Origin of the sequence: Brucella tritici (assembly GCF_008932295.1) — a bacterium.
Lineage (GTDB): Bacteria > Pseudomonadota > Alphaproteobacteria > Rhizobiales > Rhizobiaceae > Brucella > Brucella tritici.
In genome coordinates this window covers 222,031-238,205 of the sequence record NZ_WBWA01000003.1, presented here as the reverse complement: position 1 = coordinate 238,205, position 16,175 = coordinate 222,031, and the positions used below count along the sequence as shown (strand labels likewise).

Sequence of the window (16,175 nt, the reverse complement as noted above, 5' to 3'; positions counted from 1 at the left end):
CACCATATTGATCAATTTAGGGTGATCCACCTCGGAGTGAAGCATGGACCTGACCGGAGAAGAGCGGATTGCGGCGCCACGACAAGCAGTTTGGGATGCGTTGAACGACATCGAAACGCTGAAATCCTGCATTCCCGGTTGCGAAGATATCGAGCGTATTTCGGAAACAGAGATACGCGCCGCCCTCAAAGTGAGCTTTGGGATTCTGAAGGTTCGCTTTCACGGCATTCTAGAATTGTCGAATATGAAACCGCCGGTCTCCTATACGATCTCCGGCCATGGTGAAGGCTCCATAGCCGGCTTCGCGCATGGTGCGACGGATGTGCGCCTGGACGAAGATGGTGACGGCACGATTTTATCCTACGCCATACGTGGCGATGCCGGTGGCAAGGTGGCACAGATCGGCACGAAATTGCTCGGTTCGGTCGCGCGAAAGATCGCGGACCGCTTCTTTGCCAATATCGCAGAAGCGGCATCGAACGCCGCCGCAAAAACGACCTGATCCGGCTTCACTCTTATAAAGCTGCAACGGCGCTCCCTAACAATCCGGTATGCGATAATTCGCAATACGTCTTGAAAGCCTGCTGGCATGAAACCCAGAGATATCGCGACCTATATTTTTCTTGCCGTAGCATGGGGACTATCGTTCCTCGTCGTGCTGCGCGTGGTCGAAGCCTTCGGCTGGGTTGGCGCGGTCACTTTCCGCTCCTTCATTGCCGCCGGAACGCTTTTTGCAATCGCGAAACTTTCCGGACGCAAACTTGATTTTCATGCCGGATGGAAACCTTTCGCAGTCGTCGGCGCAACAACGGTGGCGGGGCAACTGATCGGCCTTTCCTATGGTACGCCGCTGATCGGCACGGCGATGGCCGCTATCTGCGTTGCATCCATTCCGCTTTTCTCGATGGTTATCAGCCAGCTCTGGGGTCTTGAACGCATCACCTCGCGTGGCCTTATCGGCCTGCTGCTTGGCGTGACCGGCATCGTGCTTCTGGTTGGCTTCCCTGCCGTTGCTGTCACGCCGGCCTTCATCATGGGCTGTATTGCTGTGCTTTTCTCCTGTTTTTCTGCAGCTTTCGGCAGCAACTATGCCAGCCGCCGTCTTTCCGGCACCGGCTCATGGGAAACCACCATCGGCGCATTCGTCTTTGGCGGCATTCTGAGCTTGCCATTGATCGTTGCCGTCCCTGTGCCAGCCATGCCGGGGCCGGTTGATTTTGCTTACCTGCTGATTTCGGCATGTGTGATGAGCGCGCTTACCTATGTGCTTTATTTCAAACTGGTCGGAAATGTCGGACCGACAAAAGCCATCAGCGTTGAATTTGTGGTGACAGTCATCGCAGTTCTGGTCGGTGCGGTGTTCCTGAAGGAGCAGCTTTCCGTGATTCAGTTTGTCGGCGCTGCTATCATCATTGCAGGTTGCGCTCTGGTGCTGAGTTCGCGCCCGGCACTACCCAAAGAACCCCAAACTTTCCCGGTCTCGGAAGCGACGCCGGACGGTCTCAAATCCGATCCGCTTTGATTTCGCATTTTAGTTGAATGTCAAAGGCCCGCGCTCCTACAGCCGGGCCTTTTCTGCATTTGTAGTGCGGAATCCTCATAAATTGACCATATGATAAAAAATTTGACCTTCCGTGAAAATCTGTCATCCTGTCATTAACGGGCATCATATGACGACAAAGATCGCAGCCCGGAATAGTTGAGGCGCGCAAAGGGAACCCGCGCCAAAACGCAAGCAAAAATGGGAGATGCGATCCATGCGATCAGCAGAGAATTCGCCTATTGATGCAGTCGATAATCCGAGACACGCAAACGGGCCTGACATCCGTGGGGCGCGGCTTGAAAAGGCCGACTACGCGCATGTTTTCGACGATCTGCATCCGCCGCTTACCAAGCATGAAGCCATTGTGGAATCGGATCGCTGCTATTTCTGCTACGACGCACCGTGCATGAATGCCTGCCCGACCAGCATCGACATTCCGTTGTTCATTCGGCAGATCAATGCTGGCAATCCGGTAGGCGCCGCAAAGACCATTCTTTCGGAAAACATTCTTGGCGGCATGTGCGCCCGCGTTTGCCCGACAGAAACGCTCTGCGAAGAAGTGTGCGTTCGCGAAACTTCGGAAGGCAAGCCGGTCAAGATTGGTGAATTGCAGCGCTATGCCACCGATGTTCTGATGGAAACCGGCAATCATCCATTCAAGCGCGCGCCTGAAACCGGCAAACACATCGCTGTTGTTGGTGCCGGTCCGGCGGGTATCTCTGCGGCTCATCGCCTTGCCATGCATGGTCATCAGGTGACGATTTTTGAAGCGCGGCCCAAGGGCGGCGGGCTCAATGAATATGGTATTGCCGCCTATAAGACGGTCAATAATTTCGCCCAGCGCGAACTCGAATTCGTGCTCAAAATCGGCGCGATCAACGTCGAATATAACCAGACGCTTGGTCAGGACATCACCATTGAAGCCTTGAAATCTGGCTATGATGCAGTTTTCCTCGGCATGGGCATGCCTGGCGTGAATGATCTCGGACTGGCGGGCGAAGATGCGCCCAATGTGATCGATGCCGTCGATTACATCGCCAATCTGCGACAGGCAAAAGACCTCTCGTCTCTGCCCGTTGGCCGCAATGTCGTGGTTATCGGTGGCGGCATGACCGCTGTAGACGTCGCCATCCAGACCAAGAAGCTCGGCGCTGAAAACGTGACCATCGTTTATCGTCGCGGTCAGGAAAACATGAACGCCAGTGCCTATGAGCAGGAACTGGCGCAGATTCATGGTGTGGTGATCCGTCATTGGTTGCAGCCGCATGCACTTGAGCGGAGCGAAGACGACACGGTCAATGCCGTGGTCTTTGAATACACCAATACCGATAGCGGCAAGCTTTCCGGCACCGGCGAATATCTCATTCTTGAAGCCGATCAGGTTTTCAAGGCAATCGGCCAGAAGTTTGAACCGGAGCCGCTAGCGGGTTCAGGTATCGGGCTTTCCAAAGGACGCATCAGCGTCGATGAAGATCGTCGTACATCCGTTGAGGGCATATGGGCTGGGGGCGACTGCGTTGCAGGTGGTCAGGATCTGACCGTTGCATCGGTGGAAGACGGCAAGGTTGCAGCAGAATCCATCCATGCGACGCTGACAAAACGTCCCGAAGCGATTGAAGGCTTTGCCGATGCGGTGTTGTCGGGCGGCGCACTTCATGCGCCCTCCCCGTCTGCTTCGCACGACCGCAGTGTGCCATTGGGCCAGGAACAGGGCTGAGGAGAGTAAAAATGGCTGATCTTTCAACGAACTTCCTCGGCATCAAGTCTCCAAACCCGTTCTGGCTGGCTTCGGCTCCGCCGACCGACAAAGCTTACAATGTCGAACGGGCTTTCAAGGCTGGCTGGGGTGGCGTGGTCTGGAAAACGCTGGGGGCTGAAGGCCCGCCGGTGGTCAACGTCAATGGTCCGCGTTATGGCGCGATCCATGGTGCCGACCGGCGCCTGCTGGGTCTCAACAATATCGAGCTGATCACCGACCGGCCGCTGGAAGTGAACCTGCGTGAAATGAAAGAAGTGAAGATGCGCTGGCCCGACCGCGCACTGATCGCTTCGATCATGGTGCCTTGCGAAGAAGAAGCATGGAAAGCTATTCTGCCACTGGTGGAAGAAACCGGCGCAGATGGCATTGAGCTGAACTTCGGCTGTCCGCACGGCATGAGCGAACGCGGCATGGGTGCGGCTGTTGGCCAGGTGCCGGAATATGTCGCCATGGTCGTCAAGTGGTGCAAGCAATATAGCCGAATGCCAGTGATCACCAAACTGACGCCGAACATCACTGATATTCGCAAGCCCGCACGCGGTGCCCATGCTGCGGGTACAGATGCCGTGTCGTTGATCAACACCATCAATTCCATCGTGTCGGTCGATCTCGACAGCATGTCGCCGGTCCCATCCATTGATGGTCGCGGGAGCCATGGCGGCTATTGCGGCCCGGCAGTGAAGCCGATTGCGCTCAACATGGTGGCGGAAATAGCGCGCGATCCTGAAACGCATGGCCTGCCGATTTCAGGCATTGGCGGGATTACCACATGGCGCGATGCAGCCGAATTTATCGCGCTCGGCTGCGGCACGGTTCAGGTCTGTACCGCTGCTATGACCTATGGGTTCAAGGTCGTTGAAGAAATGATCGACGGTCTTTCCGACTGGATGGATAGCAAAGGCTATCAGACGCTCGATGATTTCCGTGGCATGGCTGTGGGGCATGTCAGCGACTGGCAATATCTCAACCTCAATTATGTCACCAAGGCGCGGATCGATCAGGATCTCTGCATCAAATGCGGGCGTTGCCATATTGCCTGCGAGGACACCTCGCATCAGGCAATCACCAATCTGGTGAATGGTGCGCGGCACTTTGAGGTCATCGATGAGGAATGCGTTGGCTGCAATCTTTGCGTCAATGTCTGCCCGGTCGAGGATTGCATCACCATGGAGCAGATCGGTGATTTCGATCCGCGCACCAAGGCACCGATCCCGGCACAATATGCCAACTGGACGACCCATCCGAACAATCCGATGGCCGTGAAAGAGGCTGCGGAATAGAGCGCATCCCGAAAAGTGGGAACCGGTTTTCGGATAAGATGCGCGTAAAACAAATATCAAAAACGCCGGGCAAAAGCCCGGCGTTTTTCATTGCTGACAGATGATTTAGCGACTGACGCGTTTACCTTTTTCCGGCTCAAACACATGGCTTGTTGCCGGATCAACCGCAATGGTCAGCACATCGCCGGAACGCACCGTCAGGCGCTCGCGGAACAGACAGGTAACCGGCTGATCGCCGAGCTTGCCCATAACCATGATTTCCGAACCGGTCGGCTCAACGATTTCGACTGTGACCGGCACGCCGTTATCGGCAATCTTCATGTGCTCAGGGCGCATACCGTAAACGGCCTTGCCCGAAAGACTTGAATAATCGCCTTCAGGCAGCGGCAGACGGATGCCGCCATCAGCCACAAACGAACCTTCTTCGATCTTGCCGTTGACGAAGTTCATCGATGGCGAACCAATGAAGCCAGCGACAAACATATTGGCCGGACGATCATAAAGATCGAGCGGCGCACCGATCTGCTCCACCAGACCATCGCGCATGACAACGATCTTGTCGGCCATGGTCATGGCTTCGATCTGATCGTGGGTCACGTAAATCGTGGTGGTCTTGAGACGCTGATGCAGGCCCTTGATCTCGCCGCGCATCTGCACGCGCAGCTTGGCGTCAAGATTGGAGAGCGGTTCGTCAAACAGAAACACCTGTGGATCGCGAACAATCGCACGCCCCATAGCCACACGCTGGCGCTGACCGCCGGAAAGCTGGCGGGGGAAGCGGTCGAGCAGCTTGTTGAGGCCGAGGATTTCTGCTGCACGATTGACACGGCTGTCGCGTTCTTCCTTCGGCGCGTTTTTCAGCATGAGCGCGAAGCCCATATTGTCGGCCACCGTCATATGCGGATAGAGCGCATAGTTCTGGAACACCATGGCGATATCGCGTTCCTTGGCGCGCAGATCATTGACGACGCGCGGGCCAATGGCGATTTCACCATCGCTGATTTCCTCAAGCCCTGCGATCATGCGCAGAAGCGTGGATTTTCCACAGCCCGACGGGCCGACCAGTACGACAAATTCGCCGTCCTGAATATCCACGGACACGCCGTGCAACACGCCGACATTGCCATATTTCTTGATTGCATTTCGGATGGATACAGATGCCATCTTGAACCTCAACTCTTATTTGACGGCGCCTGCGGTCAAACCTGCAACGATCTGGCGCTGTGCGAAAACGGTTAGCAACAGGACCGGCAATGTCACCACAAGCGCCGCGGCGGCAAGTGGCCCCCAACTGACCTGTTCAAAGGACAGCATGTTGTAAACTGCGACCGGCAGGGTGCGTGTCTCGCGGCTTGCGAGCACGATGCCGAAAACGAAATTGTTCCACGAGAAGATCACCGCGAGGATGAGCGACACCACAACGCCGGGCTTGGCAATCGGGAGTGCAACTTTCATGAACACCTGCCACGAGGAAGCACCATCGATAATGGCTGCTTCTTCAAGCTCCATCGGTGTTGTCTCGAAATAACCGATCATGATCCAGATCACGATTGGAACGGTGACGACCAGATGGATGATGATCTGCGGCCAGAGTGTACCGAGCAGACCCAGCGTCTGGAACAGCAGGAACAGCGGAATCAGGTAAGAAAGACCCGGCGTCATACGTGCAATCATGATGACGATTGCCGATTTATGCGCCTTGAGCCGTGCGATGCCATAGCCTGCCGGAACACCAACCAGCAGCGCAAGCAATGTCGCCATACCGGTCACGAGAAGGCTGTTCCAAAAGTAGAGCAGGAAGTCGTTGGCCGCAAAGATATCGGTGTAGTTCGACCAGGCAAAGCGTTCCGGTATCAGGATCGGCGGGTAAGCACCGTTGTCGATTTCGTATTTCAGCGAAAGCGACAGCATCCAGACGAAGAAGAAGATTGCCGGCGACACGATGATGAACACAAGAAGTGCAGTGCCAAGCTTTGAAAGAATAGACTTGCTTGCCATGACCGGTCCTTAAGCGTTCCACTTGGTCCGCTGGCGCAGCGCCAGAAGAACCAGTGACATGGCGATAATGACAATGAAGAACACCACGGCAATCGCCGATGCGTAGCCAATGTCGTAATAGGAAAACGCCACGTTATAGAGATAGATATTGATCGTTTCCGACGCTGTTCCGGGACCGCCCTGCGTCATCGCATAAATGATGTCGAAGCTTTTCAGCGCATCAATCGAGCGGATGATGACAGCCACCATGATGAAGGGCAGGATCATCGGAAGGGTGATGTAGCGGAATTTCTGCCAGCCATTTGCACCATCGATTTCCGCGCTCTCAAACGGATCGCGCGGCATGGAGGCAAGGCCACCCAGCACGATCAGCATGACAAGCGGCGTCCACTGCCAGGTTTCAACAGCCACCAGTGACGGGATAACCGTGTTCTGATTGAATATCCATTCCTGCGGTGGAATGCCGATCAGCGACAGAAGATAGTTCAGAACGCCGAGCTGCGGGTGATACATCATCGTCCAGACAAGGGCGACGGCAACCGGCGTTGCCATCATCGGCATGACAAAGATGCCGCGCAAGAGCCCGCGCATTGGCAGCTTGCTGTCAAAGACCAGCGCTGCGATCGTGCCTAAAACCATCGGAGCCACGACCGACAGAACCGTATAGACAACCGTATGCCACATGGATTCCCAGAAGCGCATGTCGGCTGCAAGACGCAGATAATTGTCGAAGCCGACAAAGCTCTGCTCTCCACCAAGCTGCCACTGGTTGGTACTCATCCAGAGTGTAAACACCCATGGGAAGACGATCACCGCCCCGACGGTGATCAAGGCTGGAAGAACAAACGGCCAGTAGCTCGGCCGCAAGCGGCTCTTGCCAGTCTTGGTGGAGGAAGCTGCATTGGCAGCAGCTCCCGTTTTTGCTCCTGTCGGGGCGGCAGATGTCATTTTCCTTCGCTCCGTGCGAGGACCGGACGGAATTCCTCCGTCGCGCGTTTCATTTCAGCTTCTGCGTCCGCACCGTTCAGAAGATTGGTAAGGCCGACCCCGATGATGTCGCGGAATTCCGTGACTGGCACGATGACCGGCAGGCAGAGCTGGCTGATCGGGGCAGACTTCGAGAGAGCTTCCACCCAGCCTTCCGGCATGGTGACGCCCTTGCGCACGGCCTCATCGTCGATGACTGACTTGCGGAACGGAACGCCCGATCCCGACTGCAACAGGCGGGCACCCATTTCCTTGGAAATGGCCCACTGGCAGTAAAGATATGCGGCTTCCTTGTTCTTGGAGGCTTCGGTCACGCCGATGCCATCGCCTGTCGTCGGTGCTGCCTGGGCATTCGGGCCTGCTGGCATGACACCATAGCCAACCTTGCCGACAACGCGCGACTTGTTCGGGTCTTCGAGCGGTGGCGCAAAACCGATACCGTCGAGCCACATGCCGACACGACCCTGCAGGAAGTTCGACTGGCATTCAGCCCAGTTGAAGCCTGCAACACCGGGAGGTGCCGATTTGGTCATCAGGCGCTGATAGAGCTTGGCGGCTTCAATGCCTTCAGCCGAGTCAGTCTGTAGATTGCCATCCGCATCAACCGACTGCTTGCCATAGCCGAGCAGAAGGCTGGTATAGACCGGGGCATTGGCATTCTTCATGCCGCGCGCGACGAAACCATAGGTGTTGGTCGATGGATCGGTGAGCGCTTCAGCGGCTGCGACCAGCTCTTCGAAGGTCTTCGGAAATTCGATGCCCTTTGCGGCAAAGAGCTCCTTGTTCCAGTAGATGATCCAGTAATCGACCGAGAATGGCAGTGCGCCGAAACGGCCATTGGCATCCTTGGCGAAGGTCAGACCAGCGCTTGCGAAATCATCTTCCGTCAGCGACGCCTCGGTCAGCGTTGGGTCCTTCAGGAACGGATTGAGGTCGGCAAGCCAGCCACCCTTTTCAAACTGGCGCTTTTGAACGTGATAGCTGATATGGATGACGTCGAAGCTCGGACGGCCAGACGTCAGCTCGATCACCGCTTTCTGGCGCTGCTGCTGTTCCGGCATCTGTTCGGAATGCACCTTGATGCCAGTGAGCTCTTCAAATTCCTTCTGGTATTTCTGAAGAATTTCTCCTCGCGGGCTCTTGATGAGGTTTACTTCAAGCGTGGTCCCGGCAAATTTCTTCCAGTCGACTTTCGACTGGGCGAAAGATGGGCTGATACCCGTCATACCAGATGCAGCGATTGCTGCTGATCCCGCCAGAAACTGGCGACGTGTTGGACGTAATAGATTCATTACATGCTCCTCCCCTATCCTTCTTCCGGCCTGGCAACTCCTCTTGCCCGGCCCTGGTTGTTAAATCTGCAAAGCCAGCTTGCGCGCATTGTTGATGTGAACGGCGATGGCATCCATGGCTGTCTGCGGATCGCGTGTTTCAATAGCAGCAAGCACAGCCAGATGCTCCTGCATGACCGGGATAACACGTCCGGTGATGCGGAAACGCTCCTGATTGATCAGACGCATCTTGATGGTGTTCGTCTGATAGGCACGCCAGATGATTTCATTGTCGAGCGAGCCGACAATCGTATCGTGCAGGCTCCAGTCGATATTCTGCGCCCGTTCTTCAAGCTCCGGCGTTTCGCCTTCTGCCTTTGCACGCTCCAGCGTTTCCTCATGCTCCGCACGCAATGAACGCAGCAACTCGTCGGAAGCCGACTGACAAAAAATCGCAACCGACTCTTTCTCGATGAAAAGCCGGAACTGAAACGCTTCACGGATCAGATTGAGGTCAATATGGGCGATCTGGAGCCCGCGCTGAGGCACGGTCTTGATAAGACCTTCCGCTTCAAGACGCGGGATCAGTTCGCGGATAGCTCCCAGCGGCAAGCCCGTCATGGTGACGAGCTGGCGCTGTGAAACGAACTGGCCCGGATGGAAATCGCGCGCCAGCAAATGCTGGGTGAAGCTCTGATAAGCCTTATCCCGCAGTTTCACCGGTTCGTTATGATCTTCCGCCAAAGCCGTTCCCCTCTATCCTCCAAGGCTTATGCCGCCCTCAAGCTGCTTTTGCCATATGCAGACGGTCGAATACACTGCCAATTGCATCGAATTCCGCATCATTCAGCGAAATCAGCGGCGCACGTACACGACGCCATTCCTTGTCACCCGTATGACGCGCCACCATGGCCTTGACCGCAGGCGTTACGGGATAGTTCAACAACCGCTGCACGGCATCGACCAGTTCGGCATCATCCTGACCGTCATTGATCATGCGCAGCAGGCGGTGCGGGAACAGATTTGCCATGCCGGAAATCGCACCCTGCCCGCCGAGACGCACACCGGCCGCAAGGTCGCGTTCATCGCCGATCAGGATCGCAATATCCTTGTGGGCTGCAAGCAGCTTTTCCGTATAGGCCCAATTACCGGACGAATCCTTCACGCCCGTAATAATGTCACCGAAAGCCGCACGCAGACGACCGATGAGATCGACCGACAGTTCAACCGCAGTCACCGACGGAATATTGTAGAGAATGATGCTGCGCGCATCTTCACCCAAACCTTTGAAGACTGCCGAGAACCAGTCGAACAGGCCCTCATCGGAGAGGTTCTTGAAATAGGAAGGCGGCGCCAGAAGGATGGCCTTGCAGCCGCGACGCAACGCATCACCTGCCTGAAGAACCGCATCGGCAACCGAGTTCTCCATAACGCCAACAACGATATTGGCGGCAGGAAAGCCCTGCGCGATAAACGCATCAAGAAGGGCGGCGCGCTCGGCATCGGCAATCGACGAACCTTCGCCGGTCGTGCCGAACAGGGTTACGCTTGAGCAGCCATTATCAAGGCGTGCGCGTGCGTGCTTCAGCGCACGGCTGACATCGATTTTGCCATCTGCATCGAATGGCGTCGTGAGCGCTGCAGAGAGCCCGAAGCGCTCCTGCCCGGAATTGTTATGTGCCAAAACTGGCTCCTCCCAAATTTGAACTTTAAGTTTGCACATACTAACATGTTAGTAAAGAGTCAATTCGAGTTCAGTGTGCAATCGCGTCATTTTGGGGGAAGGATTTAGAGATTATCGGACTGGAACAATGCCGGTTTCAATGAAGGAAACAACTTCGGCCTGACTCGGTGAACCAGCGCGTCCACCAAAGCGCGCGCATTTGATGGCGGCAGCGGCATTGGCAAAACGGATGATGTCGGCAATCTTCCTGCCCTCAACCAGACCATGCGCGAAAGCACCATGAAAGACGTCGCCCGCAGCCAGCGTATCCACCGCATCGACCTTGAAACCGGCCACATGGGAAACAGGCTTGCCAGCACCTTCCGCCCAATAGCAGCCATCTGCGCCACCAGTAACAGACGTGAAAACATCATAGCGATTGCTGAGAATACGTACACATTCGACTAAATCCGTTGTGCCCGCAACACTGATGGCAGCAGGTTCTGACGCCACAATATGAGTTGCAAGCGGCAACAGCGTTTCCAGCAGTTCGACGGGTGCCGTATCAGCATCAAGTATCGCCGGAATACCTGCATCGCGTGCCGCACGCAGCGCCGTTTCAGCAGCCCATGGCCAGCGAACATCGGTCATGACGGCAGCATAGGCTCCTGCCGTAATCGGCGGCACCGGATCAGATGGACTTGCAAGCCTGCGATCATAAAACGGCACGATGATGCGCTCACCATTCGCATCGACAAGGATCGAAGAAAATGCCGTGCGCGCGCCTTCCAGCCGCCGGATATAGGCACAATCAATGCCTTCGGCTTCAAGCTCTGCAACAGCGCGATCACCCACCGGATCAACCCCGGCAGAAGCCCAGAGCGCCACATCACCGCCAAGCCGGGCAATCGCAGCGGCTGCACTTGAAGCCATGCCGGCTGCGATTTCCACGGCTTCGCGCGGCAGATATTTACCTGCCGCGTGTGGGAGTTCATCAAGGCGGAGAATGGTGTCCATGGTGAGGGCACCAACGCAGAGAATTTTGGAAGTCATGATTAGGAAATGAGACCTTCCGAGCGAAGCGTCGTCCAGAATTCGCCCGGGATCGACTGCTCGAACCAGACGACATTCTGCCTGATCTGTTCCGGCGAACGAACACCGATCAGAATAGAGCTGACGGCCTCGTGCATCATCGGGAACTGCATGGCGGCAGCGGCGAGCGGCACATGATACTCATCGCAAATATCATGCAGGCGATTGGTGCGAGCAATGATTTCAGCAGGCGCGTCGGCATAATCGAACTTCTGTTCGCCGCCGCGCGGTGCAGCCAGAATACCGGAGTTGAACACACCGGCTATCACCAGCGCCATGCCACGCTTTTGTGCCAGCGGCAGAAATTCCTTTTCGGACACCTGATCGAGTAGCGAATAGCGGCCAGCCAGAAGCGAACAATCAAGATCAGCCTCGTCGAGCGCATCGCGAATGACCTGCCATTCATTCACACCAAGACCAAAACCCTTGACATTGCCTGCCGCGCGCAACTCGGTCAGCGCACGGAAACCACCGCCCTTGGTCAGCGCATTCCAGTGAAGTTCGTGTCTGTCGCCATGGGTCACGCGACCAATATCATGAACATAGAGAAGATCGATTTCCGGAAAGCCAAGACGCTGCTGGCTGTCATCGAAGCTCCGCATGATGCCATCATAGCTGTAGTCAAAAACCTCACGAAAATTGAGGCCATTGTGCCAGCCCGAATCGAACGGATTTTTCGGCAGTGGTGGAGGTAAGGTACGACCAGCGCGCTCATTGGCCATCAAGCGCCCGACCTTCGTTGAGACAACAGCACGCTCGCTCTTTTCGCGCAGCATGTCGCCAAGAAGGTGTTCGCATCGGCCGTAGCCGTACATCGGCGCGCTGTCGAAATAGCGGATACCACTGCTCCAACCGGCTTCCAGCAATGCGTCCGCGTCAGCACGGGAAACAGGCGCATAAAGCCCACCCAAAGGTGCAGTACCCAGACCAAGCGCGGTTACAGTCAGGCCGGTGCGGCCAAGCGCCCGCTTCTCGGATGCCTTTAATTGCATGGGTATTTCCTCCATCGCGGCACGCAGAATGCCGCACTCCGTTTTCGCGCATCTTGTTCCGAAAACCGCTTCGCACTTTTCGGGATGCGCTTTGTTTTTCGCGCATCTTGTTCCGAAAACCGCTTCGCACTTTTCGGGATGCGCTGCCTCTTCCAGCGATTGATAGGAGCAAGCTTGCAGAAGCGCAATCGGAAAAGCATGCGCATGCGAACAGTCCATTCACTCGCAAATAAACCGCTCTTGACAGCCTTGAATTCCTGCCGATATTACTATGATGTCAGACCAATTTTAAAACCAATAAGGGAACCAGGTCTGATCTGATTGCGCTTCAAGTTTCTAGGCCAGTCTGTGAAGTGGAGGCAGGATGAAAGATCGCAGGCTGCTGCAGATTGCGCCATTACCGCCGATGGATCGCGCCCGGCAGGTAACGGACGCGCTCGCCAATTATATCGCGACAGCGCATCTTCAGGCCGGAGACCGCCTCCCCGCAGAGCGCGAACTGATGGCAGCACTCGCAGTCGGTCGTTCCACCATTCGCGAAGCAATCCGACACTTTCAGGCGCTGGGTGTGATCGAAGCCCGCAAAGGCAGCGGCACGTATCTGCTGAAGCCGATTTCGGCGGCAACCATCCACATGCCGCTTTCATTCGACCCCGCGCAATTGCGCGATGCATTGCTGCAATCGCTTGAAGTGCGCCGTGGTATCGAAGCCGAGGCCAGCATGGTCGCCGCCCGCAAACGCACGGCAGAAGACCTCGTTATCATCGAACGCAACCTCGATGAGATGGAGCGCGTTCATATCGCGGAAGGCACGTCAGGTCCGGAAGATCTGGCGTTTCACCTCGCCATTTATGACGCGACTCATAATCCGCTTTTCAGACAATTGCTCGAACAGATGCGCGAAGCCTTCTTGCACTTCTGGGATCATCCGTTCGAGCGGATCGACTTCGCGCGGCGAACCTTTCCGTTCCACCGCACGCTCTTTAACGCCATCGTGGCTCAGGACCCTGAAGCCGCTCGGCAGGAAACACTCAAAATCCTCGACATTGTCGAGGAAGACATCAAGGAAATGTCCAAATGACTGACGGGATGGATCCGCTGGATTTCGCAGCGCTTACGGTTGCCCACGATGAAGGCAATGCTTTCGACGCCGTGGTTCCGCCCATCGTGCAGACATCACTTTTCACCTTCCCAAGCTATGACGACATGGTCGCTTCCTATCGCGGCGAAAAGGTTCGCCCGATCTACACGCGCGGCCTGAACCCGACCGTACGGGCATTTGAAGAAATGCTGGCGAAACTTGAAGGCGGCGAAGACGCGCTGGGGTTTGCCAGCGGTATGGCTGCGATCTCCTCAAGTGTTCTGGCATTTGTTAAGCCGGGTGATCGCATTGTTGCCGTGCGCCATGTCTATCCAGATGCGTTCCGCCTGTTCGGCACCATTATGAAGCGCATGCAGGTGCAGGTAGACTACGTCGATGGCCGCGACGAGGAAGCGGTCGCAAAAGCCCTGCCCGGTGCAAAGCTCTTCTACATGGAAAGCCCGACAAGCTGGGTTATGGAAGCCCATGATGTCGGCGCCTTGGCAACGATTGCCAAGCAGCATGGCGTGCTGAGCATCATCGACAACAGCTGGGCCAGCCCGATCTTCCAGCGCCCGCTGTCGCTTGGCGTTGATCTCGTCGTGCATTCAGCATCGAAATATCTTGGCGGCCATAGCGATGTCGTCGCCGGTGTCGTGACCGGTTCGAAAGAGTTGATTAACGCAATCCGCGCAGAAACCTATCCATATCTCGGTGGGAAGCTTTCACCGTTTGATGCGTGGCTTCTGGTGCGCGGCATGCGCACTTTGCCAACACGCATGAAGGCGCACGAGGCTTCAGCGCTGGAAATCGCAAAGCGTCTTCAGGCGCTGGATGTGGTTGAAACCGTCTGCCACCCGGCACTTGCCAATCGTCTGCCTGCGGGTCTCAAGGGCACGTCCGGTCTCTTCTCGGTCATCTTCCGGGAAGGCGTGAACATTCGCGAATTCTGCAATCATCTTGATCTGTTCAAGCTCGGCGTGAGCTGGGGCGGACATGAAAGCCTGATCGTGCCGGGCGAAGTCGTGCTGCAGCAGAAGGCACAGCCAAATTCGGCGCATACGTTCGGCATCGACCCGCGCTCCGTGCGCCTGCATGTCGGACTGGAAGGAACGGAAGCGCTGTGGCGGGATATCGAAGGAGCGCTCGCAGCATCGACCGAATAACGAAAATCCAGTGAGGAGCAATAAGGGGAACTGCAATGAAAAAACTAATAGCAGCCGCATTCGCAACCATGCTTTTGAGCGGTACGGCGCTTGCCGATACCAGGCTGAAGCTTGTTGAAGTCATCACCAGCCCGGAGCGCACAAAGACGCTCGAATCCATCGTTACCAAGTTTGAGGCAGCCAATCCGGGCACCAAGGTCGAGATCATCTCGCTGCCATGGGGCGAATCCTTCCAGAAATTCGCAACCATGGTTTCGGCTGGCGAAATTCCCGATGTCATGGAAATGCCGGACACCTGGGTTTCGCTCTATGGCAACAACGGCATGTTGGAGAACCTCGAACCTTATCTCGAAAAGTGGGAAACCACTCCAGACCTGACCGAACGTGCGCTTGAGCTTGGCCGAAGCGTCAACAACACAGCATATACGCTGCCTTACGGCTTCTATCTGAACGCCATGTTCTACAACAAGAAACTGCTTAGCGAAGCCGGCGTCTCCGAGCCGCCGAAGACGATGGACGAATTTGTCGAAGCTTCCAAGAAGATCGCAGCCCTTCCCGGCAAATCCGGTTTCTGTATGCGTGGCGGTCCCGGCGGCCTCAATGGCTGGGTGATTTTTGCTGCATCCATGGCGGGCAACAACAAGTTCTTCAATGAAGACGGCACCTCGACCATGAACAGCGAAGGCTGGAAAAAGGGCATCACCTGGATGGTCGATCTTTACAAGAACGGCCTTGCACCAAAGGACAGCGTCAACTGGGGCTTCAACGAAACCGTTGCCGGTTTCTATAGCGGCACCTGCGCCTTCCTCAACCAAGACCCGGATGCACTGATCGCCATTGCCGAGCGCATGAAGCCGGAAGATTTCGGCGTTACCATCATGCCGAAGGGCCCGGATGGCAAGACCTTCCCGACCATCGGTTTTGCCGGATGGTCAATGATGAGTGGAAGCAAGAACAAGGATCTTTCCTGGAAGCTGATCTCGATGCTGGAAGGCCCGGAAGGCAACATCGAATGGAACAAGCGCACCGGTGCATTGCCGGTTCTCAAATCCGCTCAGAACGATCCGTTTTATAGCGGCGAGCAGTTCAAGGGCTGGTTCGATGAACTGGCTGACAAGAACGTCGTTCCAACCGTCATGCCGACCTATCTGGAAGAATTTGCCTTCTTCAAGGATTCGCTCGTCATCAAGACCTCGCAGGAAGCGCTTCTCGGCGACATTACGCCGGACCAGCTCGCCGACCAGTGGGCAGAATATCTGACCAAGGCGCAGCAGAAGCACCTTTCAAAGCAATAGCACCATGAACAGCTTGCAGGCGTGGAACAACCGCGCCTGCAAAGCGAA

The 16,175-nt window shown here is 56.0% G+C and carries 15 protein-coding genes; 7 read left to right on the top strand and 8 right to left on the bottom strand.

Annotated features, from left to right (window positions below):
• Positions 1–43 precede the first annotated feature (43 nt).
• The 4 genes from F9K91_RS05315 (at position 44) to preA (ending at position 4,582) form a co-directional block, all read left to right on the top strand.
• Positions 44–502, top strand: a complete 459-nt coding sequence (locus tag F9K91_RS05315; RefSeq protein ID WP_151652175.1) for an SRPBCC family protein — start codon at positions 44–46, stop codon at positions 500–502.
• Positions 503–589: 87 nt separating this feature from the next.
• A complete protein-coding gene (locus F9K91_RS05310) occupies positions 590–1,522 on the top strand; it encodes a DMT family transporter (protein WP_151677369.1) in 933 nt (310 codons plus the stop codon).
• A 226-nt stretch (positions 1,523–1,748) separates the two neighbouring features.
• Positions 1,749–3,260: an NAD(P)-dependent oxidoreductase gene (locus F9K91_RS05305; protein WP_208852677.1), complete on the top strand. Its 1,512-nt coding sequence runs from the start codon at positions 1,749–1,751 to the stop codon at positions 3,258–3,260.
• A gap of 11 nt (positions 3,261–3,271) precedes the next feature.
• Positions 3,272–4,582 carry an NAD-dependent dihydropyrimidine dehydrogenase subunit PreA gene (preA, locus tag F9K91_RS05300; protein ID WP_151554383.1) on the top strand — a complete coding sequence of 437 codons (1,311 nt, stop codon included), beginning with the start codon at positions 3,272–3,274 and terminating at the stop codon, positions 4,580–4,582.
• A 105-nt stretch (positions 4,583–4,687) separates the two neighbouring features.
• On the opposite strand, the gene F9K91_RS05295 is transcribed toward preA, so the two are convergent.
• From F9K91_RS05295 to F9K91_RS05260, 8 genes are all read right to left on the bottom strand, one after another.
• Entirely contained in the window at positions 4,688–5,746 is a 1,059-nt protein-coding gene (locus tag F9K91_RS05295; protein WP_151554384.1) for an ABC transporter ATP-binding protein, read from the bottom strand.
• A gap of 15 nt (positions 5,747–5,761) precedes the next feature.
• The gene (locus F9K91_RS05290; protein WP_151554385.1) at positions 5,762–6,580 is read right to left on the bottom strand and encodes a carbohydrate ABC transporter permease; all 819 of its coding nucleotides are present in this window, start codon (positions 6,578–6,580) and stop codon (positions 5,762–5,764) included.
• 9 nt (positions 6,581–6,589) lie between these two features.
• The gene (locus tag F9K91_RS05285) at positions 6,590–7,528 is read right to left on the bottom strand and encodes a carbohydrate ABC transporter permease (protein ID WP_061344960.1); all 939 of its coding nucleotides are present in this window, start codon (positions 7,526–7,528) and stop codon (positions 6,590–6,592) included.
• On the bottom strand, positions 7,525–8,859 hold the full coding sequence (locus F9K91_RS05280) for an ABC transporter substrate-binding protein (protein ID WP_061344959.1): 1,335 nt from the start codon (positions 8,857–8,859) through the stop codon (positions 7,525–7,527). The genes F9K91_RS05285 and F9K91_RS05280 overlap by 4 nt, the downstream gene beginning before the upstream one ends.
• A 60-nt stretch (positions 8,860–8,919) precedes the next feature.
• Complete coding sequence (locus tag F9K91_RS05275) at positions 8,920–9,582, bottom strand: GntR family transcriptional regulator (RefSeq protein ID WP_151554435.1); 663 nt, start codon at positions 9,580–9,582, stop codon at positions 8,920–8,922.
• Positions 9,583–9,619: 37 nt separating this feature from the next.
• Positions 9,620–10,522 (bottom strand): dihydrodipicolinate synthase family protein, encoded by a 903-nt coding sequence (locus F9K91_RS05270; protein WP_151677367.1) that lies wholly within the window; start codon positions 10,520–10,522, stop codon positions 9,620–9,622.
• 111 nt (positions 10,523–10,633) lie between these two features.
• On the bottom strand, positions 10,634–11,554 hold the full coding sequence (locus F9K91_RS05265) for a PfkB family carbohydrate kinase (RefSeq protein ID WP_151677366.1): 921 nt from the start codon (positions 11,552–11,554) through the stop codon (positions 10,634–10,636).
• A 2-nt stretch (positions 11,555–11,556) separates the two neighbouring features.
• Positions 11,557–12,585, bottom strand: coding sequence for an aldo/keto reductase (locus tag F9K91_RS05260; protein ID WP_151677365.1), 1,029 nt, complete (start codon positions 12,583–12,585; stop codon positions 11,557–11,559).
• A 364-nt stretch (positions 12,586–12,949) separates the two neighbouring features.
• Here F9K91_RS05260 and F9K91_RS05250 point away from each other — a divergent pair, with 364 nt between their 5' ends.
• Genes F9K91_RS05250 through F9K91_RS05240 form a run of 3 tightly spaced genes read left to right on the top strand, consistent with a single transcriptional unit; the run spans position 12,950 to position 16,127 of the window.
• Positions 12,950–13,666, top strand: coding sequence for a FadR/GntR family transcriptional regulator (locus tag F9K91_RS05250; RefSeq protein WP_104754621.1), 717 nt, complete (start codon positions 12,950–12,952; stop codon positions 13,664–13,666).
• Positions 13,663–14,832: a PLP-dependent transferase gene (locus F9K91_RS05245; protein ID WP_151677364.1), complete on the top strand. Its 1,170-nt coding sequence runs from the start codon at positions 13,663–13,665 to the stop codon at positions 14,830–14,832. Before F9K91_RS05250 ends, F9K91_RS05245 begins: the two co-directional genes overlap by 4 nt.
• Before the next feature lie 35 nt (positions 14,833–14,867).
• Positions 14,868–16,127, top strand: a complete 1,260-nt coding sequence (locus F9K91_RS05240; RefSeq protein ID WP_151677363.1) for an ABC transporter substrate-binding protein — start codon at positions 14,868–14,870, stop codon at positions 16,125–16,127.
• Positions 16,128–16,175: the final 48 nt, after the last annotated feature.